A 25857-nucleotide genomic window follows, 5' to 3' on the forward strand; every position below is an offset into this window, starting at 1 on the left:
CCCCGGTATCCCGGGGCCGCCCTCTCCGAAGGTGCTGACTGGTCAGGCCGCGATGTGCGAAACGAGGAACCAGCGGTCCTTCTCCAGTCCGCGCTGGATCTCGATCGCGACGTCCTGGCTGGTCAGGTCGACCTCGTCGAGGCCCTCGACGGCCGCCTTGACGTCGACGAGGATGGCGTCGATATCGGCGATGACCGCGCGGATGAGTTCATCCGACTGCGCGAAGCCGGCGGCGACCGACGTCGAACCGGCCTTCTCTGCGACGGCCGAGACGCGCGCGTCGATCGGGAGTCCGAGGGCGACGATCCGCTCGGCGGCGGTGTCGGCGAAGTCGCCGGCATGGGCGACGATGGTGTCGAGGAGTTCGTGGACGCCGACGAAGTTCGCCCCGCGCACGTGCCAGTGCGCCTGCTTGCCGTTGATGGTCAGGGCCTGAAGGCCGAGGACGACGGGGGAGAGGAACTGCGCGGCGCCGGCGGCGACGGTGGGGTCGATGGCGGTGGGGGAAACGGTCTGTGCCTTGCTCATCTTGTGCTCCTCCGGGAGATTCTCGTGTCTGATGGGAACAACGCTACTCAGCTGAAAATGTTCCGCAAGCAAGATGAGGCATCGCTTACCGCCGCGAATCGGCGCGGGACGGGCGACGGCTAGAGTCGCTGCATGAGCGACGACGCGACCATCCTGTCTCTGCCCGGCCGCACTCCCGATCTCGACGACTCGGTGTTCCTCGCTGCGGGCGCCAGGGTGATCGGGGAGGTGACCATCGGGGAAGGGTCCAGCGTCTGGTACAATGCGGTCCTCCGGGCGGACTCCGCTGCGATCACGATGGGCGCTGGCAGCAACGCACAGGACAACGTGTCGATCCATGTCGACAGCGGACACCCGGTCGTGATCGGAGACGATGTCTCGATCGGGCACAACGCCGTCGTGCACGGCTGTCGGATCGGCGACGGTTCGCTCATCGGAATGGGAGCCGTGGTGCTGTCAGGCGCCCGTATCGGCTCGGAGTGCCTCATCGCCGGCGGCGCGCTCGTACTCGGCGACGCGGAGGTGCCGGACGGCTCGCTGGTGGCAGGCGTCCCGGCCCGCGTTCGTCGCGCGCTGAGCGACGAGGAGCGTGCCGGGTTACGGGAGAACGCTCGGATCTATCGCTCACACGTCGAGACCCATCGTGGTGCGGCGCACGCCGACGCGTCCGGGGAGGAGAGCGGTTCGGACGGGCGGTAGTCTCGGAGGGCAGGGGGCGGTGGCCAAGCTGGTTAAGGCAGTGGGCTCATAACCCAACGATCGCGGGTTCAAGTCCCGCCCGCCCTACGACTCGGATTTGCACGGGATCCATGCCGCCATGGGGCGCACCGGATGAGGAGGCTGAGAGCATCCGCACTCCGAAGGGAAGTCATGCAGCTCTCACCAGAATCCGAGACCGTCGTTCGCGCCACCGCCGGTGTGGTCGCCGAGCACGCCGAGGAGATCACTCGACTGTTCTATCCGCGGATGTTCGCGGCGCACCCCGAGCTTCTCCGGGTCTTCAACCGGGCGCACCAGGCGCACGGTGAGCAGCCGAGGGCCCTCGCCGCCTCGGTCGTCGCATTTGCCGTGTCCCTGATCGATCCCGAGGCGCCCGATTTCACGCCCGTGATGCGGCGCATCGCTCACAAGCACGTCTCGCTCGGGATCCGCGCGCGTCAGTACACGATCGTGGGACACCATCTGCTCGACGCCGTGGGGATCGTGCTGGGCGACGCGGTGACCCCGGAGGTCCGTGCTGCCTGGGACGAGGTGTACTGGCTGTTCGGGTGCTCACTCATCGCGGAAGAGGCTCGACTGTATGCGTTGGCCGGCACCGACCCCGAACACCCGTGGCGCAAGCACCGCGTGGTCGAGCGGATCGCGGAGACCGACGACGTGGTCACCCTCGTGCTCGAACCCCTCGACGGTGCGGTCGCCGATCACCGCGCGGGGCAGTACGTGGCCGTCGCCGTGGATCTGCCGGACGGCTCACGGCAGCCGCGTCAGTACACGCTGTCGTCTGCGCCCGGGGGCGGAGCACTGCGGGTGACCGTGAAACGGGTGCGCGGGATCGATGGTACGCCCGACGGCCAGGTGTCCACGTGGCTGCACGACAACGCGATGCCCGGCACGATCCTCGACGTCTCACAGCCCGCCGGTGACGTCGTCCTCGATGAGTCGCACGACCCGCTGGTGCTGGTCTCGGCAGGGATCGGCATCACCCCGGTCGCGGCGATGCTGGACGGCGTTCGACGCACGCAGCCCGAGCGCACTGTGCGGCTCTTCCATGCCGATCGCACACCGTCGTCGCACGCGCTCGTCGGCCCCGTGCAGGAGAACCTCAGCGGCCTGGAGGATGCGACGGCGGTGCGCTGGTACTCGTCGGCCCCGACGGACGCTCCTGTCCTCGACGGCGTGCGCGCCGGGCGGATGGACCTGACGGATGTCGAGCTTCCCGCCGGGGCGCGGGTGCTCCTGTGCGGACCCCTCGGCTTCATGCGCGACATGCGCGCGTCACTGCTCGGGCGCGGCGTGCCCGCGGAGCGGATCGACTACGAGGTGTTCGGCCCCGACACCTGGATGCGCCATCCAGCGGACGCGTCGGCGGCGTGAGCAGCGACCGGTCGAGGACGCCGATTCACCGGGCCCCCGGAGACCAGAACGACAGGAGAGCGCCGTGTCAAGCCCCTCCTGTCGGCCGTCCGGACGCGCCAGCCTCTTTCTGTGCGGCGTCCGCCGCTGAACGGGAGGCAACATGAGCATCGGCACTGGAATCGTGCTCTTCGTGATCGGGGCGATCCTCGTCTTCGCGGTGAACGTCGAGGTGACCTGGGTGAATCTCGACATGGTCGGATACATCCTCATGGGAGCCGGAGTCGTCGTCTTCTTGATCGGCATCGTGCTCCTGGCACGTCGCCGTCGGACCGAGACCGTCTCGCGCACGTATGTCGATCCCGCCACGGGGGAACCCACCACCCGACGGTCGGTGAGCTCGAGTTCCGACGACGGACTCTGAGCGACACGGACGGCTCGCGGGGATCCTGGGCCCCGCGAGCCGTCTGCGTGTCAGCTGAGGTCGGCGCCCTCGAGATGCTCCTCGACGAGGGTGATGCCGCCGCTCGAGTTCGCCGAATGCGCGAGCTCCTCGATCCACCGTCGACTCAGTTCCGGCGGCTCGGGAGCGTCGAACACGAAGCGCAGCGGGATGGAGGGGTGCAGCCACAGCGTCGAACGGCCGGGTGCGTCACCCTCGGGGTGCCGCCAGGAGAGCGTGAAGCTCTCATTGCGACGAAGCTTGGTGGCGATGACGACCTTGAGGTGGGCGAGCGCCCTGTCGTCGATCTGGATCGGGGTCTGAGTGTCTCCGTAGTAGAGGCTTCCCATCGTCAACCGACCTTGGTGCTGCAGAGGACTGCGGTGTTCATGGGGGCTCCTCGAAACATGCTGGGGGCCGGACGGGTGATCCGGATACTTCGGACTCTAATCGGCTCAGCCGATAGAGCCCGAGAGGGCGCGCAACTCGCCGTCACGCACGAAACAAGTGTGCGCGCGGTGTCAGGTCCGGGGCAACGTCGGCGGCATGGAGTACGCCTCACGATAGGCCGCGGCGAAGCGCGAGGAGTTGCTGAACCCCCACCGCCGCGCGATCGTCGCCACGGAGGCCCCGTTGCGGGCCAGCAGGTCTCTATGGGCTCCGTCGAGGCGGGCCCGACGCAGTGCCTCGGTGGGGGTGATGTCGAGCGCCCGACGGAAGGCGTACTGAAGTCCCCGCGTGGACATGTACGCGGCGGCTGCCACGTCATCGATCGTGATCGGGAGATGGGCGTTGTCGTCGATGTACGCGAGGGCGCGCCGCACCGACGCAGGGGCGCCCGACCGCTGGCTCGGACGCCGCAACGCATCGCTGAACGTCGTCGAGAAGCTCGTCATCGTGAGCATCAGCGCGTGGCGCTCGAACTCCTTCCCGACCAGCGGGTCGACGGGCTCGCCTTCGACGAGCGTGCTCTCGAGGTAGGTGAACATCGCCCCCCACCGGTCGGCGTCGGCGCGGGAATGGGGCGAGAGCCCGGTGGCTTTGAGCTCCACCCGGTCGTCTCCCGTCACCTGACGCATCGTGGCCTGGGCGGCCGACCGATCGAAAACGAGGGCGCGCACGCGGGCTCCGTGCTCCCACGTCGCGTCCACCTGGGTGCCGTCGGTGAGCCACGGCACACCCGCGTCGAGCGGTTGGCGATGCGACCACACCTGCGCGTCCGGAGAGTCGACACGGCACACCAGCAGTTGATCGTCCGGCTGCGTTCTGGCGTGCACCTGTGCGGCGAGGTCGTAACGGAGGACCGTGGTGGCCCCGAGGTCCATCGAACGCCAATCGAAGCGGAAGCGATGGGGGTCGACGTCCTCAAGCGTGGCGGACGGCACGAACTGCTTCCAGGTGGGCTCCACCTGCGCGACATCCCTGGATGTGAACTGCACCTTCGGCTCCTCGTTGCGTGACCGACCCGAAGAGGAAGGCCACTTGGGACGATAACCCATCATGCTGACACCGAGGCAGAGGGTGGCGTCGGTCGCTCGTAGACTCGGGGTATGACCGTGCCTTCCCCCTACGCGGACCGCCTGAGCACCCTCCCCGTGGAGCGCCACGAGGTCGCCGTCCGCGGCGGTGTCACGGCGTACTGGGAGTACGGTCCGCGCGACGCCGACACGACCATCGTCGCCGTGCACGGGTTCCGCGGCGAGCACCACGGCCTCGAGCCGGTGCTCGCGTACCTTCCGGAGGTGCGGGTTCTGGTCCCGGATCTCCCGGGCTTCGGGGAGACCGCGCCGCTCCCCGGACGGCGCCACGACCTCGACGAGTACGCCGCGTGGTTGACGGACTTCGTCGCAGCCACCGCCCCGGGAGCGGTGATCCTCGGCCACTCCTTCGGCTCCATCGTCGCGGCGGCCGCCGTCGCGGGAGGTCTCGCGACGCCGCGCCTGATCCTCCTCAACCCCATCGGCGCGCCGGCACTGGAGGGGCCGAAGGGGCTGATGACCCGGCTGGCGGTGCTCTACTACGCCCTCGGCGCGAAGCTGCCCGACCGGCTCGGTACCGCGGTGCTGCGAAACCGGGTCATCGTGCGCGTGATGAGCATCACGATGGCGAAGACCCGCGACCCGGGGCTGCGCCGCTTCATCCACGATCAGCACGACACCTACTTCTCCCGGTTCTCCGACCGCGACGTGCTGCACGATGCGTTCGTCGCGAGCGTGTCGCACGACGTGCGCGAGTTCGCGCCGCGCATCGACGTGCCGACGATGCTGGTCGCGGCGCAGCGCGACGACATCACGCCCATCGAGGCGGAGCGGCGGCTGGCGACCCTGTTCGCCGACGCGGAACTCGTCGAGATCGCCCACGTCGGTCATCTGATCCACTACGAGACCCCGGTCGAAGCAGCCGGGGCGATCAGGCGCTTCCTGAGGATTCCCGTCGCGCGAGGCCGATGAGCCCCGCCACCCGGAACGGGATCACCTCGCCCATGGCCAGGGAGGTCTCGGTGCGCTCGACCCCGTCGATCGACAGGATGCGCGCGTCGGTGTCGAACAGGTGCCTGGCGTCACGGCACGCGACGCGGGCGAGGAGGTCGATCGATCCGCTGAGTCCGTGCGCCTGCACGACCTCGGGGATGCGGGCGAGTTCGGTGATGATGCGGGGAAGCTCGGTCTGGCGTACGCCGATGCTGACGAAGGCCTGCAGCGGGAAGCCCAGGACGTCGGGGGAGAAGGCGCGCTCGTAGGAGAGGAAGACGCCGGTCTGATCCAGGCGGGCCATCCGCGCTTGGATCGTGTTGCGTGACAGCCCCATCTTCTCCGCGAGCGCGACGATCGTGATCCGCGGATCGTCGGCGAGCGACGCGAGCAGCTCGAGATCGATTCGGTCCAGTCCAGGCATAGTGCCAAACCCTAGCAGGCCCGAACTGGCGAAAAATGAGCAACATGCTCAAGTGATGGACGATTGCTTGAGCGAGGTGTTGAGCAGACGTACCCTCAGACCATGCCGGTGATGACGCCGGCACCGTTGCGCGAAGCCCCACGAGGGCCGCCGGACGAGGAGGACGACGATGTCACCGCAGGCCACACCGATCGCAGACACCGCCCAGGATCTGGAACTCTCGGAGCGCCTTCTCGCCCCGGACGGGTCCCGCGTTCCGAACCCGCGCCTCGACCCGTTCGTCGTGGACGTGGACGCCGCGCAACTCCGCGCGCTCCACCGCGACATGGTCGTACTCCGTCGCATCGACGCGGAGGGCGTGGCGCTGCAGCGTCAGGGCCAGCTCGGACTGTGGGCGCCGTGTCAGGGCCAGGAGGCGACGCAGATCGGCACCGCCCGAGCTCTCGACCCCCGCGACTTCGTGTTCCCCAGCTACCGTGAGACCGGCGTGATCTACGCGCGCGGCGCCCAGCCGGGCGATTACGTGCGCATGTGGCGCGGGGAGGAGGGGGCGGCGTACGACCCCGCGGCTCTCGGTGTCGCGCCGCTGCAGATCATCATCGGCGCGCAGACGCTCCACGCCGTCGGCTACGCACTGGGGATCCAGTACGAGAAGGCGGCGGAAGTGGCGGTCACCTATTTCGGGGACGGTGCGACGAGTCAGGGTGACGTGAACGAGGCGATGATCTTCGCCGCCTCGTACCAGGCCCCCGTCGTGTTCGTCTGTCAGAACAACCACTGGGCGATCTCGGAGCCGGTCGCCGTGCAGTCCCAGTACCCGATCGCGGGACGCGCGCCCGGATTCGGGATCCCCAGCCTGCGGGTCGACGGCAACGACGTGCTCGCGTGCCTGGCGGCGATGCGGTGGGCCCTCGACCATGCGCGTTCCGGCCGTGGACCCGCGTACATCGAGGCCGTGACCTACCGCATGGGCCCGCACACCACCGCGGACGACCCCACCCGGTACCGCGACGACGCGGAGCTGGAGGCCTGGCGTCGGCGGGATCCGATCGCTCGGCTGGAGGCGTACCTGCGCCGTGTGGGGGAGTTCGACGACGACCACGTGGCGGACACGCAGGCGGCGGCTGACGCGGTGGCGAAGGAGATGCGGGCGGCCTGTCTCGGAATGGTCACGCGTCCGCCGCTGGCCGTGTTCGACGGCGTGTACGCCGAGCCGCACACGGGGCTGGAGCGTCAGCGCGACGAATACGCCGCGTATCTCGCGTCGTTCGAGAGCGAGGTGTGACATGACCCAGCTCACGCTCGGCAAGGCCCTCGGCGCCGGACTGCGCCAGGCCATGCGCGACGACGACCGGGTCGTGCTCCTCGGCGAGGACATCGGCAAGCTCGGAGGGGTGTTCCGCATCACCGATGGACTGCTCGACGAGTTCGGCGCCGCGCGCGTGATCGACACCCCGCTCGCCGAGTCGGGCATCGTCGGCACGGCGGTCGGGCTCGCGTTCCGCGGCTACCGCCCGGTGGTCGAGATCCAGTTCGACGGCTTCGTGTACCCGGCATTCGATCAGATCGTGTCGCAGGTGGCGAAGCTGCACTATCGGACTCAGGGCCGGGTGAAGATGCCCCTCACGATCCGCATCCCGTGGGCCGGAGGCATCGGAGCCGCGGAGCACCACTCCGAGTCGCCGGAGGCCTACTTCGCGCACACCGCGGGGCTGCGCGTCGTCGCGGTGTCGAACCCGGAGGACGCGTACCGCAGCCTGCGCCAGGCGATCGCCTCGGACGACCCTGTCGTCTTCTTCGAGCCCAAGCGCCTCTACCACCACAAGGGCGAGGTCGACCTGGAGGCACCGCTCGCCGACGCGCCGCCGATGGGACTCGCCCGTGTCGTCCGTGCGGGCACGGACGCGACGGTGATCGCCTACGGTGCGATGGTGACGACGGCGCTGCAGGCCGCCGACGCCGCTGAAGACGAGGGGCTGTCGTTGGAGGTCGTCGATCTCCGCTCGCTCTCGCCCGTGGACTACGACTCGGTCGCCGCCTCGGTGCGCAAGACGGGCCGGGTCGTGGTCGCGCACGAAGCCTCCAGGGAAGCCGGGCTCGGTGCCGAGGTCATCGCCAGCATCACCGAGCGCTGCTTCGAGTACCTCGAGCACGCGCCGCTGCGCGTGACCGGACACGACGTGCCGTATCCGCCCGCGAAGCTCGAGAAGTACCATCTGCCCGACCTCGACCGCATCCTCGACGCTGTCGATCGCGTGATGGACCGCCCGAACAGCCTGACGGGAGCGGACGCATGATCGCCGAGTTCCGTCTGCCCGACCTGGGGGAAGGGCTCACCGAGGCGGAGGTCGTGCAGTGGCTCGTCTCGCCCGGCGAGAAGGTGGCGCTGAACCAGACCCTCGCCGAGGTCGAGACCGCGAAGGCCGTGGTGGAACTGCCCTCGCCCTACGAGGGCACCGTGTCCAGCCTGCATGCCGAGGCGGGCGAGACCGTGGCGGTGGGGGCACCGCTCATCGCCTTCGACGTCGCCGGTGAGGAACCGCAGACTCCGACCCCCGCGATCGAGGGTGCCGAGGCCGAAGGCAGCGAGAAGACGCAGCCGAACCTCGTCGGCTACGGTGCTGCTCCCACGACGGCGGGCCGGCCCGCGCGGCGTGCCCGTCGGATCGGTGGCGCGAGTCCGGCGGCGGACACCGCGGTCCTGGAGGCGGCTCCCCACGACGCCTCGCCCTCGGCGTCCGTGGAGACCGTGATCGAACGGCCGCGCTCGACGCCGCCCGTGCGGGCGCACGCGAAGCGCCTCGGCGTCGACCTGGTGCTGGTCGCGGCGGAGGTCGGCGACCGGCTGATCACACGTCAGGATGTCGACGCGTACGCCGAGCGGCTCGCGGCCCGCTCGGACGCGACGCGCACGCCCGCGCCCGTGCCGGGGAGCGCCGCTCGTCCGACCGGCCACCAGCCCGACCGCGAGACCCGCATCCCGATCCGGGGAGTGCGCAAGCACACCGCGGCGGCGATGGTGCAGAGCGCGTTCACGGCGCCGCACGTCACCGTGTTCCATACGGTCGACGTCACCGCGACGATGGACCTGCTGGCACGACTGCGCGAGGACCGCGCACTCAGTGGCCACCGGATCGGTCCGCTCGCCGTCGTCGCGAAGGCGGTGTGCCTTGCCCTCGGCGGGGCGCCGGGCCTGAACGCGCGGTGGGATGAGGAGGCGGGCGAGATCGTCCAGTACGGCTACGTCGACCTCGGGATCGCCGCGGCGACCGAGCGGGGCCTGATCGTGCCGATGATCCGCGATGCGGAGCGGATGACCCTGGTGGAACTCGCGGATGCCATCGCGGCGCTCGCAGAGACAGCTCGCGCGGGCAAGACGTCGCCCGCGGAGCTGTCCGGCGGCACGTTCTCGATCTCGAACATCGGAGTGTTCGGCGTGGATGCCGGGACGCCGATCCTGCCGCCGGGTCAGTCGGGCATCCTCGCGGTCGGTGCGGTCAGGCGGCAGCCGTGGGAACACGCCGGAGAGATCGCGCTGCGTCAGGTGATGACGCTGAGCCTCTCGTTCGACCACCGGATTGTGGACGGCGCGGAGGGCGCCGCGTTCCTGAAGGCCGTGGCCGACGTGCTCGAGGAGCCCGGCAGGGCGATGCTGCTCAGATGAGGGCGCGCAGCGCCGCCTCCGCCATCGTGACCAGTACGGTCGCGGTGGCGGAGTGCCGCCTCGTCGCGGCTCGCGTGCTGTGGGGCGTCGAGTTGATCAGCCCGAAGCACGCCTGGACGCGCAGCCGGAGTTCGTCGCGGGCGACGTCGTCGCGGGGATCGATCGCGGCGAGCGCGTCCATCCAGAGCTCGATGTAGGCACGCTGGAGCCGGCGGACCTCGGCGCGGTCGGCGTCGGCCAGATGCGCGACGTCGCGGTCCTGCACCTGGATGACCTCGGCGTTGCCGAGCGCGAAGTCCACGTGGAACCGGATGAGTGCGCGCATGCGCTCCTGAGGGTCGGCGGCGGACACCGCCACGCGGTCACCCCCGTCGACCAGGTCGTGGCTGACCTTCACGAGCACGGCGCCGAGCAGGGCCTGTTTTCCCGCGAAGTGTCGGTAGACGGCGGGGCCGGAGACGCCGACCGCTGCGCCGATCTCCTCGAGGCTCACGCCGGTGTAGCCGCGGTCGGCGAACAGCCGGGCGGCCGCGTGCAGCAGCGCGTCGGACCGCTCTGCTTTCGCGCGGTCCCTGGCGGTGAGCGGGCTTGTCATCTCAGTTAATCCTCGCTAACCTGAATCATCGGGTTAGTGAACACTAACCGAGAATGCGTGCACCGCGCCAGGGCAGTCCGTGGCGCGGTCGTGGGTCGAGGAGGACATCACGATGCCGGCAACCCAGGAAGATCTGGCGCACGAGCTGCGTGCTCGGATCGCGACCGCCGCCATCGGCGGTCCGGAGGCGTCACGCGAACGTCACGTCGCGCGCGGCAAGCTGCTTCCGCGCGACCGGGTCGCGCGGGTGCTCGACGAGGGCAGCCCCTTCGTGGAGATCGCTCCGCTGGCGGCGGACGGCCTGTACGGGGGAGAGGCGCCGGGGGCCGGGGTCATCGCGGGTATCGGACTCGTCCACGGCCGCCACGTCATGGTCGTCTGCAACGACGCGACAGTGAAGGGCGGCACCTACTACCCGCTCACGGTCAAGAAGCACCTGCGGGCACAGGAGATCGCGCTCGAGAACCGCCTTCCGTGCCTGTATCTCGTCGACTCGGGCGGGGCGTTCCTGCCGCGACAGGACGAGGTCTTCCCCGATCGCGACCACTTCGGGCGCATCTTCTTCCACCAGGCGCGCCTCTCGGCCGCGGGTGTTCCGCAGCTCGCCGCCGTGCTCGGGTCGTGCACCGCCGGGGGAGCGTATGTCCCGGCGATGAGCGACGAGACGGTGATCGTGCGCGATCAGGGCACCATCTTTCTGGGCGGACCTCCGCTCGTGAAAGCCGCGATCGGCGAGGTCGTCTCCGCGGAGGAGCTCGGGGGTGGAGCGCTCCACGCGAAGCGCAGCGGCGTCGTCGACCACCTCGCGGAAGACGACGAGCACGCACTGGAGATCCTGCGGGACATCGTCGCGACGCTTCCCGCGCCCGCCCCGCCCGCCTGGGAGGTCGTCGAGAGCAGACCGCCGTCCGAGACGGGCTCACTGTACGACGTGGTCCCGGTGGACGTGAACGCGTCCTACGACGTGCACGTCGTGATCGACCGGCTCGTCGACGGCGATACCTTCCGGGAGTTCAAGGCCGAATACGGCACCACCCTCGTCACCGGCTTCGCGCGCCTCCACGGACACCCGGTCGGCATCGTCGCGAACAACGGCGTGCTGTTCAGCGAGTCGGCGCTCAAGGGCGCCCACTTCATCGAGCTGTGCGACCAGCGCGGCATCCCGCTGCTGTTCCTGCAGAACATCACCGGCTTCATGGTCGGGTCGGATGCGGAGGCCGGAGGGATCGCGAAGGACGGGGCCAAGATGGTCACCGCGGTCGCGACCACCCGTGTCCCGAAGCTCACCGTGATCATCGGCGGGTCGTTCGGGGCGGGCAACTACTCGATGTGCGGGCGCGCCTACTCCCCGCGGTTCCTGTGGACGTGGCCGGCGAGCCGCATCTCGGTCATGGGCGGTGCTCAGGCCGCATCCGTCCTGGCCACGGTGAAGGAGGACCAGCTGGCCGCGCGCGGTGAGACCTGGGCGCCCGACGACCGTGCGGCGTTCGAGGAGCCGATCCGCGAGCAGTACGAGCGGCAGGGCGAGCCGTACTACGCCACGGCGCGCCTGTGGGACGACGGCATCGTCGACCCCGCGCAGACCCGCGACCTGCTCGGGCTGGCGCTCGATGTCGTCTCCCGCACCCCGCTGCCCGAACCGCGCTTCGGCGTCTTCCGGATGTGAGCCCCATGTCTTCGTCACCCTCTCTCTCGTTCGCCACCGTCCTCGTCGCGAACCGCGGCGAGATCGCCCGACGCATCATCGGCACGCTCCGCGCTCTGGGTATCCGCAGTGTCGCGGTCTACAGCGATGCCGACGCGGGGGCACCCCATGTGCGCGAGGCCGACGTGGCGGTCCGCATCGGGCCGGCTCCGGCGGCCGAGTCCTATCTCGACATCGATGCCGTCGTCGCGGCCGCGCGGGCCACCGGCGCGCAGGCGATCCACCCCGGCTACGGCTTCCTGTCCGAGAGCGTCGGGCTGGCGGAGGCGTGCGCCGAGAGCGGAATCGTGTTCGTCGGCCCCTCCGTGACGGCTCTGCAGGTCATGGGCGACAAGGCCAGGGCGCGGGACCACGTCGCGCGGAGCGGGGTGCCGGTCGTTCCGGGGTTCGACGCACGCGGACTGTCCGACGCGGAGATCGAGGAGGAGGCGGACGCGGTCGGGTTCCCCCTCCTGGTGAAGCCGAGCGCGGGCGGAGGCGGCAAGGGCATGGAGGTCGTCGCGGACGCGGCCGCACTGCGCCCCGCCCTGTCCTCCGCGCGACGGGTCGCCGCCGCGGCCTTCGGCGACGACGCGCTCATCCTCGAACGGCTCATCGCCCGGCCGCGGCACATCGAGGTGCAGGTCTTCGGCGATGCACACGGCCGGGTGGTGGCGCTGGGCGAGCGCGAGTGCACGCTGCAGCGACGGCATCAGAAGGTCATCGAGGAGGCGCCGTCGGCCGGCATCCCCGAGGACACGCGCGACCGGCTCCTGACGGCGGCGGTGCGCGCGGCGGAGAGCGTCGCCTACGTCGGCGCCGGCACCGTGGAGTTCCTAGTCGATGCGGACGCCCCGGAGAACGTGTTCTTCATCGAGATGAACACGCGCCTCCAGGTCGAGCACCCGGTGACGGAGGAAGTGACCGGGCTCGACCTCGTGGCGCTGCAGCTGCAGGTCGCCGACGGTCGTCCCCTCGAGGTCGAGCCGCGCGGGCGGGGTCATGCCGTCGAGGCGCGCGTGTACGCCGAGGCTCCGGAGCGCGGCTTCCTGCCGTCCACCGGGACCGTGCTGCTGTTCGAGGCCCCGGATGGGGTCCGGGTCGACGCGGCTGTCGAGACGGGCAGCGTGGTGACGGGCTACTACGATCCGATGATCGCGAAGGTGATCGCTCACGCCGACGACCGGGCGACCGCCCTCCGCCGCCTGGACGACGCCCTGGCGCGCACCGTGGTGCTGGGGGTCGACACGAACATCGGGTTCCTGAGGCGGCTGCTGCACGACGAGCGTGTCGTCGCGGGCGACCTCGACACGGGGCTGATCGAGACGCTGCTCCCGCTGGAGCCGAGCCGACCCTCCGCATCGCAGCTCGCCGCTGCAGCCGCCGCTCTCCAGCCCGTCGGGGCATCGCCGCGAGCCGCCGACCCGCTGTGGGGACGACTCGCCGGGTGGCGGCTCGGCGCCGATCCCGCTCCGGTCGCGCCCCTCACCGTGCTCACGGATGACGACGCGGTGGTCGAGCTGCACGACGCCGATCCCGGACGTTCGACGGTGCGCGCGGCCGTGGATGCCGACGGGGCGGTGTGGGTCGTCGAAGACGGGGCCACCATGAGGCTTCTGCCCGTGGATCGGCGCGCGCGCCTCCAGCGTCGGCTGGCCGCGACCGGCGACGGTGGTCGCGCGAGCGAGCCGGAGGGACGAGCCCCGATGCCGGGGAGCGTGGTGGCCGTGCACGTCGCGGACGGCGCGGTCGTCGCGGCCGGCGAGCCGCTCGTCGCGATCGAGGCCATGAAGATGGAGCACCAGGTGCTCGCCCCGCACGACGGGGTGGTGCACCTGTTGGTCGCGATCGGCGACCAGGTACGGCGCGACCAACCGGTCGCCCGGGTGACGACGATGGAGGACGACCGATGATCGAGAGCCTGACCGACGAGGAGCGCGAGCTCGCGGGGATGGTGCGGGAGTTCGCCGACACCGTGGTCGCCCCGCAGTCCTACGAGGCCGACCGCACGCACACGCTCTCGATGGACGTGGTCGCGCAGATGGGCGAGCTCGGGCTGTTCGGCCTTCCCTTCCCCGAGGAGTACGGCGGACAGGGCGGCGACTATATGGCGCTCGGCATCGCGATCGAGGCGCTGGGCCGGGTCGACCAGTCGATCGCGATCACGTTGGAGGCGGGGGTCAGCCTGGGCGCGATGCCGATCTACCGGTTCGGCTCGGAGGAGCAGAAGCGCGAACTGCTGCCTGACCTGCTCGCCGGACGCGCTCTCGCCGGGTTCGGGCTGACGGAGCCGGAGGCGGGAAGCGACGCCGGCGCCACGCGCACCACGGCACGGCTCGACGGCGACGACTGGGTGATCGACGGCTCCAAGCAGTTCATCACGAACTCCGGCACGCCGATCACGCGCTTCGTGACGGTGACCGCCGTGACCGGCGCGACCGAGGGACGCAAGGAGATCTCGACGATCATCGTGCCCAACGGCACCCCGGGGTTCACGGTCGAACCGCCCTACGACAAGGTCGGCTGGAACGCCTCGGACACCCACCCGCTCACGTTCGACGGGGCGAGGGTGCCCGCCGGCAACCTGCTGGGGGCGCGTGGCAGCGGGTTCCGCAACTTCCTGAGCATCCTCGACGAGGGTCGCATCGCGATCGCCGCCCTCTCCACCGGTGCGGCCGAGGGGTGCCTGGAGGCGGCGGTCGCCTACGCGAAGAGTCGCACGATCTTCGGCAGCGCGCTCAGCACCCGGCAGAACGCCCAGTTCACGCTCGCCCGCATGCGTGCGCGCGTGCACACCGCGCGACTCGCGTGGCACCATGCCGCCCGGTTGCGCGACGCGGGCTCCCCGTTCGCGGAGGCCGCGGCGATCGCGAAGCTCGTGGCGGGCGAGGCCGCGATGGACAACGCGCGGGATGCGACGCAGATCTTCGGCGGCAACGGCTTCATGAACGAGTTCCCCGTGGCACGCCACTACCGCGACTCCAAGATCCTCGAGATCGGCGAGGGCACGACGGAGGTCCAGCTGCTGGTGATCGCCAGGGCCCTGGGGCTCGCCGGGTAGCGTGGAGGGATGAGCATGCGCGACATCGAGCAGCGCGGACTGTACTTCGAGGAGTTCGACACGGGCGTGCGGTACCTGCATCGACCGGGGCGCACGGCGACCGAGGCCGACAACGTGCTCTTCACGACGCTCACCATGAACACGCAGGCACTGCACCTCGACGCCGCCTTCGCCGACGCCAGCGAGCCGTTCCACGCGCGACTGATCAACTCGATGTGGACCCTGTCCACGATGGTCGGGACCTCGGTGGCGCAGCTCACGCAGGGCACGCTCGTGGCGCAGCTCGGCATGGGCGACGTCGCGTTCCCGCACCCGCTGTTCGCGGGCGACACCCTCACCACGGAGACCGTCGTGGAGGAGAAGCGCCTGTCATCCTCCCGCCCGGGGACGGGGGTCGTGCGACTCGCGCACACGGGGCGGAACCAGGACGGCACCGTGGTCGCCACGGCCACGCGCACGGTGCTGGTCCGCTGCCGCCCGGAGGCGTCCGCATGAGCTTCGACCTCGGCCCCGCGCTGCTGTTCTGCCCGGCGGATCGCCCGGAGCGCTTCGCGAAGGCGCTCGACCGCGCCGACGCGGTCATCCTCGACCTGGAGGACGCGGTGCTTCCGGGGGCGAAGGCCGAGGCCAGAGCGAACGTGCGATCGGCCGCGCTCGACCCGGAGCGTGTGATCGTGCGGGTGAACGCGCCGAGCTCCGCCGAGTTCGACGCCGACCTCGCGGCCCTGGCGGAGACGGGCTTCCGGACGGTCATGGTCGCGAAGAGCGAGAGCGCGTCCGATCTCGACCGTCTCGGCGACGCGTACGACCTGATCGCGCTGTGCGAGACGGCGCGCGGTGTCCACGCGGCGCCCGACATCGCGGCGCATCCGCGGGTGGTCGCCCTGATGTGGGGAGCGGAGGATCTGGTCGCCTCACTGGGCGGCACCTCGTCGCGGACCCCGGCCGGCCGTTACCGCGACGTCGCCCGCTACGCCCGCGCCCGCGTGCTGCTCGAGGCGGGGTCGTACGGCAAGGCAGCCATCGATGCCGTGCACGTCGACATCGGCGACCTGGAAGGGCTGCAGCAGGAGGCCGCCGACGCTGCGGCATCCGGCTTCCGCGCCACGGCGTGCATCCACCCGAGCCAGGTGTCCATCGTGCGAGAGGCCTACCGTCCCGACGCCGAGACCGTCGCCTGGGCGAGGGCCGTGCTGGAGGCAGCCGCCACGGAGCGCGGGGTCTTCCGGTTCGACGGTCGCATGGTGGACGAGCCCGTGCTCCGGCACGCGCGCTTCGTGGTCTCCCGCGCCCGCTGAGGCCGCGTCATCCACCGCGCGACAGAGCGCCGGGGCGTCAGAGCACGGGCGACTCGTCGAGCAGTCGCAGGTACCCCGGTGCCGCGACGAAGCGGTGCGCCGAGCCGTTGCCCAGAACGGTGCCCTCGCGGGGGAGCGTGCCGCCGGAGACGTGATCGATCACGGCGCGGATCACTCCGCCGTGCGTGACCACGAGCACCGACTCCGCCTGCGGGGCCGAACGCCGTCGCGCCTCCCTGGCGATGCGGTGCAGGGCCGCGATCGCCCTCACCCCGACGTCGGGCAGCGACTCGGCGCCGGGAACCTCCGCGTGCCAGTCGCCGTACGTCGAGATGTAGTCGGGGACCAGGAGTCCCTCGCCCTCGCCGAACTCCCGCTCGCGCAGGTCGGGGACGACACCGGCGATGTCGAGCCCGAGACGCTGCGCGATGATCTCCGCGGTCTCCCTGGCGCGGGAGAGCGGGCTCGTGTACACGGCGTGGTGCGCGGTCCCGGCGAGCTTCTCGGCGGCCCAGCGTGCATCCTCGCGCCCGGTGTCGTTGAGGGGGATGTCGGTGGAGCCCTGGATGCGCCTCGCGAGGTTCCAGTCGGTCTGTCCGTGGCGGATGAGGGTGAGGTGGGTCACTGCAGCAGCTCCTGGAGGGCGGGAAGGACGTCGCTGGTGCCTGCGGCGAGCGTGGCGTCCGCCCAGGCGTCGGCGCGTGTCGGTTCGCGGTTGACGATGATGAGCGGGATCCCCCGGCGTCGGGCGCGGTCGACGAGCCGCACGCCGGAGTTGACGACCAGGGACGAGCCAGCGACGATCAGGGCCGTGCTGGAGCGCAGCAGGGATTCGGCCGCGCGGAATCGGTCCTGGGGCACGTACTCGCCGAAGAACACCACGTCGGGCTTGAGCATCCCGCCGCACACCGTGCACGCGGGGATCACGAAGCCGTCCGTGCTCTCGGGCAGCACATCGCCGTCCGGTGCGAGGGCCACGTTCTCAGGCACGGTGATCCAGGGGTTGAGCTCCTCGATCTGCACGGCGATGTCGCGTCGGTCGAACACCTGTCCGCAGTGCAGGCACAGGACGCGGCGCATGGTGCCGTGGACCTCGATCACGTGCGAGCTGCCGGCCCGCAGGTGCAGGCCGTCGACGTTCTGGGTGATGACACCGGACACGGTCCCGGCGGTTTCCATCGCGGCGACGGCCAGGTGTCCCGGGTTGGGGGCGGCCTGTGCGAACGCGCGCCAGCCGAGGTGCCCGCCCACCCAGTACCGCCGTCGGGCGGCCTCGTCACCGAGGTACGTCTGGATCGTCATGGGGTCGCTGCGCGTGCGCGCGCCTTCGCCGCGATAGGCGGGGATGCCCGAGTCGGTCGAGATCCCGGCTCCGGTGAGGAAGGCGATGCGCCGGCCGCGGAGCAGGTCGGCGACCCTGCCGAGGGTGGCCGATGACTCGGCGGTGTTCGACGCGCTCACAGGACCTCCCCGTGCGAGTCTACGGCGCGGCGACGGGGCCGGTCTCGCGCTGGCAGAGTGGAGGGATGCACCTGACGTCCGTGACCGACCTCGACGACCCGCGGCTCGACGACTACCGCGGGTTGACGGACACGGCGCTGCGGGCCGTCACCGAGCCGGCCGAGGGGCTCTACATCGCGGAGACGACGACGGTGATCGAGCGCGCGGTGGCGGCCGGTCACCGCCCGCGCTCCGTGCTCGTCGCCGAACGTCGGGTCGAGGAGATGGCGCGTGTGCTCGGAGAGCTGCCGGTCCCGGTGCTGGTCGTTTCCGACGAACTGGCCGAACGCGTCACGGGCTACGCCGTGCACCGCGGAGCCCTCGCGTCGATGCAGCGCCCCGCCCTCGCCCCGGTCGCCGACGTGATCCGCGGGGCCCGGCTCGTTCTGGTGCTGGAGGGGCTCGGTGACCACGCGAACGTGGGCGCCGCGTTCCGTGCGGCCGCCGGGCTGGGGGCCGACGCGGTGCTGGTCTCGGCGCGCTGTGCCGATCCGCTGTACCGCCGGAGCGTGCGGGTGAGCATGGGAACGGTGTTCCAGGTGCCGTGGACCCGCATGGCCGACCTGGGTGAGGGGATGCGCGACCTCACCGCGCAGGGGTTCGACATCGCCGCTCTCGCCCTCGACGACGGCGCGGTACCGCTGGATGTCTACGCTGCGGAGCGCCCGGAGCGGGTCGCCCTGCTGATGGGCTCGGAGGGGGACGGTCTGTCGCGGGAGGCGCTGGCAGCGGCAGACACCGTGGTGACGATCCCCATGTCGGGCGGCGTCGACTCGCTCAACGTCGCCTCCGCCGCTGCCGTCGCGCTGTGGGCGCTGCAGAACTGACCGATCAGTCGCGGCCGGGGAGGATCACCGGTCCGGGCTCCGGTCGCTTGGCGGCGATGTTGTCGCCCGAGGACTGATGCCGCAGCCGCCGCAGCACCCACGGCACGAGGTGCTCCCGCGCCCAGCCCAGGTCTTCGGCTCTGGCCGCACGCCACGTACGGAGGGGGAGCGGCTCGGGCTGCATGGCCTCCAGATCGTTCGGGACGTTGAGGGCGCGCAGCACCATGCGGGCCACCTCGTGATGCCCGAGCGCGTTGTAGTGCAGACGGTCGTCGTCGAAGAATCGCGCGTCCTGCACGACCTTGAGCGCCCACTGGTCGGCGACGATGCAGTCGTGCCGCTCCGCGATCGCGCGCACGTTCTCGTTGTAGATCGCGACCTTGCCGCGGAAGGGTCGGAACACCGGGGTGAACCCGGTGTCGATCCCGGTGAACAGGATGACGGCGGCGCCCGTGGACGACAGGCGCGACACGGCGTCCTCGAGCTGGGCGGCGATCGCGTCCGGGTCGGTGCCGGGGCGGATGACGTCGTTGCCACCCGCGCAGATCGAGATCAGGTCGGGTCGCAGCGCCACGGCCGGCTCCACCTGGTCGGCGACGATCTGGGCGATGAGCTTGCCGCGCACGGCAAGGTTGGCGTACGCGAAGTCGTCGACCTGCTGTGCGAGGACCTCGGCGACGCGGTCGGCCCAGCCGCGGTGGGCGCCGGGGTTCACGGGGTCGGGGTCGCCGATGCCCTCGGTGAAGGAGTCGCCGATGGCGACGAACCGTCGCCACGGATGCGGAGTCTCGTTCGGGACGTAGGGGCTCCTGGTCGATTCCTGGTCGCTCATCCGGCTCTCCTTCGCGGGGGCTTGCGGGCGGCGGTCGGCCGCTGCGCAGTGACCGAGCCTACCCGTCGGGGGTTCCGCGGGGGCGGACGCGCGCGGCGATCGCGGCGGATGCCGTGGTGTCCCCGGCAGCGATTATCGTGGAGTCGATGCTCTCTCCCTCCTTCCCTCAGCGCGCCCCGTGGGGAACGGCGAGCAAGCTGCGCGCGTGGCAGCAGGAGGCCCTCGACGCCTACTTCCAGGCCGACCAGCGCGACTTCCTCGTCGCTGCGACCCCGGGCGCCGGCAAGACCACGTTCGCGCTGACGCTCGCGGTGGAGCTCATGCGGATGGGCGAGGTCGACCGGGTGATCGTGGTGGCCCCGACGGAGCACCTGAAGACGCAGTGGGCCGATGCGGCGGCTCGGGTGCACATCCGGCTCGACCCGCGGTTCCGCAACAGCCACTGGGCCCCCGCGCGGCACTATCACGGCGTCGTCGTCACGTACGCGCAGGTCGCCGCGAAGTCGTCGATCCATCGCCACCTCACGGAAGACGCGAAGACCCTGGTCATCCTCGACGAGGTGCACCACGGCGGCGACGCGCTGAGCTGGGGCGATGCGATCCGCGACGCGTACGGCCCTGCCAAGCGGCGGCTGCTCCTCTCGGGCACCCCGTTCCGCAGCGACACCGCGCCGATCCCGTTCGTGGAGTATCTGCCGGACGAGACCGGTGCCCGCGTGTCCAGCACCGACTACGCGTACGGCTATGGGCGTGCTCTCGCCGACGGTGTCGTCCGTCCGGTCCTGTTCCACATGTACGCGGGCAAGATGCGCTGGCGCACGAGCGCGGGCGACGAGCTGGAGACCCATCTCGGTCAGGACAACACGAAAGACGTCACGTCGCAGGCATGGCGCACGGCCCTCGACCCCGAGGGCGACTGGATGCCGGCCGTGCTCTCCGCCGCCGACCGTCGCCTCACCGAGATCCGCCATCACGTGCCGGACGCGGGCGGGCTCGTGCTGGCGACCGATCAGACGGTGGCCAGGGCGTACGCGAAGATCCTCCACAGCATCACCCGCGAGCAGCCGACGATCGTGCTGTCCGACGATGCCACGGCGTCGGAGCGCATCGAGAAGTTCTCCGCCGGCACGCAGCGCTGGATGGTCGCCGTGCGCATGGTGTCCGAGGGGGTGGACGTGCCGCGGCTCGCGGTGGGCGTGTACGCCACCTCGTCGTCGACCCCGCTGTTCTTCGCGCAGGCGATCGGCCGGTTCGTGCGGGCCCGACGCCGGGGCGAGGCGGCCAGCGTGTTCCTGCCCCACGTGCCCGTGCTGATGAAGCTCGCGAACGAGATGGAGAAGCAGCGCGATCACGCGCTCGACCGCGGCTCGAAAGACGAGGACGGTCTCGACGACTCGCTCCTGGAGAGCGCGAACCGCGAGGAGGAGACCTCCGACGCACTCACCCAGGAGTTCAGCTACCAGGCCATCTCGTCCGTCGCGCACTTCGATCGCGTCGTGTTCGAGGGCAAGGAGTTCGGTCAGCTCGCGGAGCCGAACACGCCGGAGGAGGAGGAGTTCATCGGCTTCCCCGGTCTGCTCGAGCCCGAGCATGTCCACGAGCTCCTGATGCAGCGCCAGGCGCGACAGTCCCGGCACCGGGAGGTGCGCGAGGCCGCGGAGCCGGCGACGGCCACCACGACGCTTCCCGCGCCGCTCCACCGCACCCTCCGCGAGCAGAGGCAGCTGCTGAACAGCCTGGTCGGGTTGTACGCGCGCCAGTCGGGACAACCGCACGGCGCCGTGCACGCCGAGCTCCGGCGCATCTGCGGGGGGCCGGCGGTCGCGCAGGCCACGGTCACTCAGCTGCAGTCGCGCATCGAGGTCCTCCGCAAGCGCGTCCGCTCCTGACCGGGATCACGACCGCGTCTGCTTCGGATCCCCGAAATGCTGGCAATCGGTGCCAGGACGCGGTTGCGCGCTCCGCTCGCGGATAGCGTGGAACGGTTGCCCGCGCATCGGGCACGCTGATTCCTGGAGGACCCATGACTGCCCCTGCCGCCGCGGATTCGACGGCCTCTGACCGCCGCCGATGGGCCCGCTACCTCGTGGAGGAGCGCGCCGAGGGAGCCGTGTACAGCCGCCTCGCCGCCCGTCGGACGGGGGAGGAGCGCGCGATCCTGCTGGGACTGGCCGAGGCCGAACGCCGGCACGAGAAGCACTGGCTCGATCTGCTCGGCGGTGAACCGCGGCGGCTTCCGAGGGCGGGCCTGCGCTCGCGTCTTCTCGGCTGGATGGCGGGACGGTTCGGGTCGATCTTCGTCCTCGCGCTGGCGCAGAGTGCCGAGGCTCGGTCGCCGTACGATGCCGAGCGCTGGGCGACCCCTGCGATGCGCGCTGACGAGAAGGTCCACCACGAGGTCGTGCGCGGCCTGGCGGCGCGCGGACGACGACGGCTCTCCGGCTCCTTCCGTGCGGCGGTGTTCGGCGCCAACGACGGTCTCGTGAGCAATCTCGCCCTCGTGCTCGGCATCGGGGCGACCGGGGTGAGCTCGGGCTTCGTCCTGTTCAGCGGGATCGCCGGCCTGCTGGCCGGGGCGCTGTCGATGGGTGCGGGCGAGTTCGTGTCGGTGCGGTCGCAGCGCGAGCTGCTCGCGGCGACGGAGGCCAATGAGGACGCCGCGGCCGCCGCCGCCGACCTCGACATCGACGAGAACGAACTGGCCCTCGTGTACCGCGCCCGCGGGATGGATCAGACGGAGTCGCTCGCCCGGGCTCGTCGGATCGTGTCGGCCGCCCAGGAGGGCGTGCGTCGGGCGGCCACGGGTCCGGTCGCGGTCCAGGGGGCCGACGACCACGAGATCGTCGGCAGCGACTGGACGGCGGCCATCTCGAGCTTCCTGCTGTTCGCGTCCGGAGCGATCGTGCCCGTCCTCCCGTGGATCTTCGGGCTCGAGGGGCCCACGGCGATCATCGTCGCCCTCGTCCTGGTCGGCATCGCGCTGCTGAGCACGGGAGCCATGGTCGGGGTGCTGTCGGGCGGGCCGCCCCTGCGCCGCGCCCTGCGTCAGCTCGCGATCGGCTTCGGAGCCGCGGCGATCACCTATGCGCTGGGCCTGCTGTTCGGCGTGGGTGCCGTCTGACGGGGAGGCGGTACGACGAAGGCCCCGGATCCGTGGGGATCCGGGGCCTTCGTGTCTGTGCGCGGAGGGGGACTTGAACCCCCACGCCCTATCGGGCACTAGCACCTCAAGCTAGCGCGTCTACCATTCCGCCACCCGCGCAGGTGTGGGATGTGTCGTTGCCGACCGAAGAATGACATTAGCACGTTCTGAAGGGGCGATCGAACTGGGCGCGACGCCCGGGCGTGGCACGCTGTTTCGATAGCCTGGGACGCATGACCGATCCCTCGCTGCCCGAGGTCGCGCGCGTCGCGAGCGACCTCATCCGCTTCGACACATCCAACTACGGAGGCGGAAACGCGAAGGGGGAGCGGGAGGCCGCGGAGTACGTCGGCGCCTATCTGGAGGCGCTCGGGCTGCCGGTCGAGTACTACGAGCCGGTGCCGCGACGCACGAACGTCATGGCGAGGGTGCGGGGACGCGATGCGAGCAAGCCCGCCCTCGTGGTCCACGGTCACCTCGACGTCGTACCGGCGGTCGCCGAGGACTGGAGCGTCGATCCGTTCGCCGGGATCGTGCGCGACGGCATGCTGTGGGGCCGAGGCGCGGTCGACATGAAGAACATGGACGCGATGATCCTCACGTCGGTCGCCGACATCCTCCGCGCGGGGGAGCAGCCGGAGCGCGATCTCGTACTCGCGTTCTTCGCCGACGAGGAGAACGGTGGTGTCGAGGGTTCGGCGCTCGTGGTCAAGGATCGCCCGGAGTGGTTCGCCGGGGCGACCGACGCGATCAGCGAGGTGGGCGGATACTCCATCTCGGTCGAGGATCGCCGGGCCTATCTCCTGCAGGTGGGCGAGAAGGCGCTGATCTGGATCCGGCTGGTCGCCACCGGTCGCGCGGGCCACGGCAGTCGTCTGCATGAGGAGAATGCGGTGACCAGGCTCGCCGAGGCCGTCGCCGCGATCGGCCGCACGCGCTGGCCCATCCGACTGACGCCCACCACGACGGCGCTCCTGGAGGGCCTCAGCGCGCTCAGCGGGCGCAGCGTCAACGACCCGGACGCGCTGGCGGCGGCCGCGGGCCCGGCGGAGGCGTTCCTGCGCTCCACGTTCCGCACCACCACCAATCCGACCGTGCTCACCGCGGGATACAAGCACAACGTGATCCCCGAGCGTGCGGAGGCGCTGATCGACGTGCGCGTGATCCCCGGCACCGAGGACGACGTGCTCGCCGAGCTCCAGCAGATCGTGGGCGACGACATCCGCATCGAGACGGTGGTGCGCGACATCGGCATGGAGACGGCGTTCTCCGGCGAGCTGGTCGACGCGATGGTCGCGGCTCTCGGACGCCACGATCCGGGCGTTCCCGTCATCCCGTACCTGCTCGGCGCCGGGACCGACAACAAAGCGCTGGCGGCTCTCGGCATCACCGGGTACGGCTTCGCACCGCTGCGACTGCCCGCCGACCTGGATTTCACGGGCATGTTCCATGGAGTCGACGAGCGGGTGCCCGTAGACTCTCTTGTCTTCGGTCAGCGGGTGCTGACCGATCTGCTGCGCACGTACTGAGTGACGCTCGCGCCCTCCGTGCCCTCCCGAGATCTGAAGGCCCTGCCATGCATCTGTTCGAAGCGCTCATCCTGGGGATCGTCCAGGGACTGACCGAGTTCCTCCCGATCTCATCGAGTGCGCATCTGCGCATCCTCGGGACCTTCCTGCCGTCGGGGGAGGATCCGGGTGCGGCGTTCACCGCCATCACGCAGATCGGCACCGAGGCCGCCGTCGTCGTGTTCTTCTGGCGCGACATCGTCCGCATCGTGTCCCAGTGGTTCCGCTCGCTCACCGGCGCGGTGCCGCGCAACGACCCGGATGCGCGCATGGGGTGGCTGATCATCATCGGCAGCGTTCCGATCGTCGTGCTCGGTCTGCTGTTCCAGGACCAGATCGAGACGGTGTTCCGTTCGCTGTGGCTCGTGGCGATCATGCTCATCCTGTTCGGCATCCTGCTCGGAATCGCCGACTACGTGGGCGCCAAGCGGCGCAAGCTCGGAGATCTGACGTATCCGCACGGCATCGCGTTCGGTTTCGCGCAGGCTCTCGCGCTGATCCCCGGCGTCTCGCGGTCGGGCGGCACGATCACGATGGGGCTGTTCCTGGGTTACGAGAGGGCGGCTGCTGCGCGCTATGCCTTCCTGCTCGCGATCCCCGCCGTCTTCGGCAGCGGCTTCTACCAGGTGTTCAAGAGCTGGGGCGAGCCGTCGTTCTTCTCCTTCGGCGACACGCTCGCGGCGACCGGTGTCGCCTTCGTGGTGGCGCTCGGAGTGATCGCGTTCTTCATGAGCTGGATCTCGAAGCGCAGCTTCCTGCCGTTCGTGATCTACCGCATCCTGCTCGGCACCGTGCTGCTCGTGCTGCTGGGTATGGGCGTCATCCCCGCCTGAGCGCGGCGCGTCCCCGTCAGCGCTTGCGGTCGCCCGGACCGTCGTCGCGGCGGCGCAGGTAGCGTTCGAACGCCTGGGCGATCGCGTCGCCGGAGGCATCGGGCGAGTCCCAGGTGTCGCGCGTGCGCTCCAGCTGACGGATGTACTCGGCCATCTCCTCGTCCTCGGATGCCGCAGCGTCGATCGACGCCTCCCATGCGGCTGCCTCGGTGCGCAGGTGCCGGCGGTCGACGTCGACACCGGTGAGCTCCTCGAGTCGGTCGAGGAGGGCGAGCGTCACCTTCGGCGAGGGGGCGGCAGAGGCGACGTAGTGGGGCACGCTGGCCCAGAGGCTGACCGAGGGGATCCCGGCGTTCTCCGCGAAGTGCTCGAACACCGTGAGGATGCCGACGGGACCTTCGTACACCGATCGCTCGAGGCCGTGCGCCTCACGCACCTGGTCGTTCTGGCTCGAGGCGAAGATCGAGATGGGTCGGGTGTGCGGCACGTCCGACAGCATCGCGCCGAGGGTCACGAAACCGGTGACGTCGTCGCGCAGCGCGACGTCGATGAACTCCGAGGCGAACGCCTGCCAGGTGCGGGCGGGCTCGGCGCCGGTGAGCAGCCAGAACTCCGGGCCGGGCCCGGGGTTCCGCGGACGCCAGAGCCCGGCCTCCGGCCAGGTGAGCTGACGTCGCCCCTCCGCATCCATGCGAGTGGCGGGACGCGTGTACTGGTAGTCGAAGTACAGCTCGGGGTCGACGGAATGCACGAGGTCGTAGTCGCCGGACGACTGCAGCGCCGCGATCGCGCCGCTGGCCGCTTCGCCCGCATCGTTCCAGCCGTCGAACGCGGCGATGACGATGCGGGGACCGAGGACATCCACCATGTGCTCCCATCGGGTTCGCGGTTCCGGTCACCCCAGGCTAGCCCGCG

At 70.6% G+C, this 25857-nt stretch carries 26 protein-coding genes and 2 tRNA genes; 18 read left to right on the forward strand and 10 right to left on the reverse strand.

Annotation, left to right across the window (positions count from 1 at the left end):
- Positions 1–42: 42 nt before the first annotated feature.
- The gene (locus tag ACFWCH_RS13920) at positions 43–528 is read right to left on the reverse strand and encodes a Dps family protein (RefSeq protein ID WP_136031899.1); all 486 of its coding nucleotides are present in this window, start codon (positions 526–528) and stop codon (positions 43–45) included.
- 132 nt (positions 529–660) lie between these two features.
- Between ACFWCH_RS13920 and ACFWCH_RS13925 the strand changes: the two genes are divergently transcribed.
- The 4 genes from ACFWCH_RS13925 (at position 661) to ACFWCH_RS13940 (ending at position 3025) form a co-directional block, all read left to right on the forward strand.
- Entirely contained in the window at positions 661–1227 is a 567-nt protein-coding gene (locus ACFWCH_RS13925) for a gamma carbonic anhydrase family protein (RefSeq protein WP_247638765.1), read from the forward strand.
- 13 nt (positions 1228–1240) lie between these two features.
- Positions 1241–1314, forward strand: a tRNA-Ile gene (locus ACFWCH_RS13930).
- 45 nt (positions 1315–1359) lie between these two features.
- Positions 1360–2622, forward strand: coding sequence for a globin domain-containing protein (locus ACFWCH_RS13935; RefSeq protein ID WP_372490594.1), 1263 nt, complete (start codon positions 1360–1362; stop codon positions 2620–2622).
- Between the two features lie 142 nt (positions 2623–2764).
- Positions 2765–3025: a DUF6458 family protein gene (locus tag ACFWCH_RS13940; RefSeq protein ID WP_136031905.1), complete on the forward strand. Its 261-nt coding sequence runs from the start codon at positions 2765–2767 to the stop codon at positions 3023–3025.
- Between the two features lie 50 nt (positions 3026–3075).
- Here the strand turns inward: ACFWCH_RS13940 and ACFWCH_RS13945 are convergent, their stop codons facing one another.
- Both ACFWCH_RS13945 and ACFWCH_RS13950 read right to left on the reverse strand, forming a co-directional pair.
- Positions 3076–3393, reverse strand: coding sequence for a hypothetical protein (locus ACFWCH_RS13945; protein ID WP_136031908.1), 318 nt, complete (start codon positions 3391–3393; stop codon positions 3076–3078).
- Positions 3394–3564: 171 nt separating this feature from the next.
- A complete protein-coding gene (locus ACFWCH_RS13950; RefSeq protein ID WP_378803675.1) occupies positions 3565–4482 on the reverse strand; it encodes a helix-turn-helix transcriptional regulator in 918 nt (305 codons plus the stop codon).
- A gap of 111 nt (positions 4483–4593) precedes the next feature.
- Here ACFWCH_RS13950 and ACFWCH_RS13955 point away from each other — a divergent pair, with 111 nt between their 5' ends.
- Positions 4594–5493 carry an alpha/beta fold hydrolase gene (locus ACFWCH_RS13955; RefSeq protein WP_136037364.1) on the forward strand — a complete coding sequence of 300 codons (900 nt, stop codon included), beginning with the start codon at positions 4594–4596 and terminating at the stop codon, positions 5491–5493.
- Here ACFWCH_RS13955 and ACFWCH_RS13960 read toward each other — a convergent pair.
- Positions 5453–5938 carry an Lrp/AsnC family transcriptional regulator gene (locus ACFWCH_RS13960; protein WP_136032312.1) on the reverse strand — a complete coding sequence of 162 codons (486 nt, stop codon included), beginning with the start codon at positions 5936–5938 and terminating at the stop codon, positions 5453–5455. The genes ACFWCH_RS13955 and ACFWCH_RS13960 overlap by 41 nt on opposite strands.
- 169 nt (positions 5939–6107) lie before the next feature.
- Between ACFWCH_RS13960 and pdhA the strand changes: the two genes are divergently transcribed.
- The 3 genes from pdhA to ACFWCH_RS13975 are packed head-to-tail and all read left to right on the forward strand — an operon-like array spanning position 6108 to position 9602.
- Positions 6108–7223: a pyruvate dehydrogenase (acetyl-transferring) E1 component subunit alpha gene (gene pdhA / locus ACFWCH_RS13965; protein ID WP_247638767.1), complete on the forward strand. Its 1116-nt coding sequence runs from the start codon at positions 6108–6110 to the stop codon at positions 7221–7223.
- A gap of 1 nt (position 7224) precedes the next feature.
- Positions 7225–8235 carry an alpha-ketoacid dehydrogenase subunit beta gene (locus ACFWCH_RS13970; RefSeq protein WP_136037361.1) on the forward strand — a complete coding sequence of 337 codons (1011 nt, stop codon included), beginning with the start codon at positions 7225–7227 and terminating at the stop codon, positions 8233–8235.
- On the forward strand, positions 8232–9602 hold the full coding sequence (locus ACFWCH_RS13975) for a dihydrolipoamide acetyltransferase family protein (RefSeq protein WP_136045245.1): 1371 nt from the start codon (positions 8232–8234) through the stop codon (positions 9600–9602). Before ACFWCH_RS13970 ends, ACFWCH_RS13975 begins: the two co-directional genes overlap by 4 nt.
- Here the strand turns inward: ACFWCH_RS13975 and ACFWCH_RS13980 are convergent.
- Positions 9595–10197, reverse strand: coding sequence for a TetR/AcrR family transcriptional regulator (locus ACFWCH_RS13980; protein ID WP_136032319.1), 603 nt, complete (start codon positions 10195–10197; stop codon positions 9595–9597). The genes ACFWCH_RS13975 and ACFWCH_RS13980 overlap by 8 nt on opposite strands.
- A gap of 112 nt (positions 10198–10309) precedes the next feature.
- Here ACFWCH_RS13980 and ACFWCH_RS13985 point away from each other — a divergent pair, with 112 nt between their 5' ends.
- The 5 genes from ACFWCH_RS13985 to ACFWCH_RS14005 are packed head-to-tail and all read left to right on the forward strand — an operon-like array spanning position 10310 to position 16240.
- Positions 10310–11863, forward strand: coding sequence for a carboxyl transferase domain-containing protein (locus tag ACFWCH_RS13985; protein WP_247638768.1), 1554 nt, complete (start codon positions 10310–10312; stop codon positions 11861–11863).
- Positions 11864–11868: 5 nt separating this feature from the next.
- The gene (locus tag ACFWCH_RS13990) at positions 11869–13794 is read left to right on the forward strand and encodes an acetyl/propionyl/methylcrotonyl-CoA carboxylase subunit alpha (RefSeq protein ID WP_378803676.1); all 1926 of its coding nucleotides are present in this window, start codon (positions 11869–11871) and stop codon (positions 13792–13794) included.
- Positions 13791–14942: an acyl-CoA dehydrogenase family protein gene (locus tag ACFWCH_RS13995; protein WP_378803677.1), complete on the forward strand. Its 1152-nt coding sequence runs from the start codon at positions 13791–13793 to the stop codon at positions 14940–14942. The genes ACFWCH_RS13990 and ACFWCH_RS13995 overlap by 4 nt, the downstream gene beginning before the upstream one ends.
- A 9-nt stretch (positions 14943–14951) precedes the next feature.
- On the forward strand, positions 14952–15437 hold the full coding sequence (locus tag ACFWCH_RS14000; RefSeq protein ID WP_378803678.1) for a MaoC family dehydratase: 486 nt from the start codon (positions 14952–14954) through the stop codon (positions 15435–15437).
- Entirely contained in the window at positions 15434–16240 is an 807-nt protein-coding gene (locus ACFWCH_RS14005) for an HpcH/HpaI aldolase/citrate lyase family protein (protein ID WP_378803679.1), read from the forward strand. Before ACFWCH_RS14000 ends, ACFWCH_RS14005 begins: the two co-directional genes overlap by 4 nt.
- Before the next feature lie 37 nt (positions 16241–16277).
- Here ACFWCH_RS14005 and ACFWCH_RS14010 read toward each other — a convergent pair whose 3' ends face one another.
- Together ACFWCH_RS14010 and ACFWCH_RS14015 are read right to left on the reverse strand one after the other, a co-directional pair.
- The gene (locus ACFWCH_RS14010; protein ID WP_136032331.1) at positions 16278–16865 is read right to left on the reverse strand and encodes a histidine phosphatase family protein; all 588 of its coding nucleotides are present in this window, start codon (positions 16863–16865) and stop codon (positions 16278–16280) included.
- Entirely contained in the window at positions 16862–17701 is an 840-nt protein-coding gene (locus tag ACFWCH_RS14015) for a Sir2 family NAD-dependent protein deacetylase (RefSeq protein ID WP_136032333.1), read from the reverse strand. Before ACFWCH_RS14015 ends, ACFWCH_RS14010 begins: the two co-directional genes overlap by 4 nt.
- A gap of 65 nt (positions 17702–17766) precedes the next feature.
- On the opposite strand from ACFWCH_RS14015, the gene ACFWCH_RS14020 reads away from it, so the two are divergent.
- Complete coding sequence (locus ACFWCH_RS14020) at positions 17767–18567, forward strand: TrmH family RNA methyltransferase (protein WP_378803680.1); 801 nt, start codon at positions 17767–17769, stop codon at positions 18565–18567.
- Between the two features lie 4 nt (positions 18568–18571).
- Here ACFWCH_RS14020 and ACFWCH_RS14025 read toward each other — a convergent pair whose 3' ends face one another.
- Entirely contained in the window at positions 18572–19399 is an 828-nt protein-coding gene (locus ACFWCH_RS14025) for an SGNH/GDSL hydrolase family protein (RefSeq protein WP_136032337.1), read from the reverse strand.
- 146 nt (positions 19400–19545) lie between these two features.
- Here ACFWCH_RS14025 and ACFWCH_RS14030 point away from each other — a divergent pair, with 146 nt between their 5' ends.
- A complete protein-coding gene (locus ACFWCH_RS14030) occupies positions 19546–21288 on the forward strand; it encodes a DEAD/DEAH box helicase (RefSeq protein ID WP_136032340.1) in 1743 nt (580 codons plus the stop codon).
- A gap of 134 nt (positions 21289–21422) precedes the next feature.
- The gene (locus ACFWCH_RS14035; protein ID WP_136032342.1) at positions 21423–22520 is read left to right on the forward strand and encodes a VIT1/CCC1 family protein; all 1098 of its coding nucleotides are present in this window, start codon (positions 21423–21425) and stop codon (positions 22518–22520) included.
- Between the two features lie 58 nt (positions 22521–22578).
- On the opposite strand, the gene ACFWCH_RS14040 is transcribed toward ACFWCH_RS14035, so the two are convergent.
- Positions 22579–22661, reverse strand: a tRNA-Leu gene (locus ACFWCH_RS14040).
- Between the two features lie 113 nt (positions 22662–22774).
- Here ACFWCH_RS14040 and ACFWCH_RS14045 point away from each other — a divergent pair.
- Positions 22775–24070 carry a M20/M25/M40 family metallo-hydrolase gene (locus ACFWCH_RS14045; RefSeq protein ID WP_378803681.1) on the forward strand — a complete coding sequence of 432 codons (1296 nt, stop codon included), beginning with the start codon at positions 22775–22777 and terminating at the stop codon, positions 24068–24070.
- A gap of 47 nt (positions 24071–24117) precedes the next feature.
- Positions 24118–24942 (forward strand): undecaprenyl-diphosphate phosphatase, encoded by an 825-nt coding sequence (locus ACFWCH_RS14050; protein ID WP_136032346.1) that lies wholly within the window; start codon positions 24118–24120, stop codon positions 24940–24942.
- Positions 24943–24958: 16 nt separating this feature from the next.
- Here the strand turns inward: ACFWCH_RS14050 and ACFWCH_RS14055 are convergent, their stop codons facing one another.
- A complete protein-coding gene (locus ACFWCH_RS14055) occupies positions 24959–25807 on the reverse strand; it encodes a PAC2 family protein (protein ID WP_136032441.1) in 849 nt (282 codons plus the stop codon).
- Positions 25808–25857: the final 50 nt, after the last annotated feature.

The sequence above is a fragment of the Microbacterium sp. NPDC060132 genome (assembly GCF_042729675.1).
Lineage (GTDB): Bacteria > Actinomycetota > Actinomycetes > Actinomycetales > Microbacteriaceae > Microbacterium > Microbacterium sufflavum.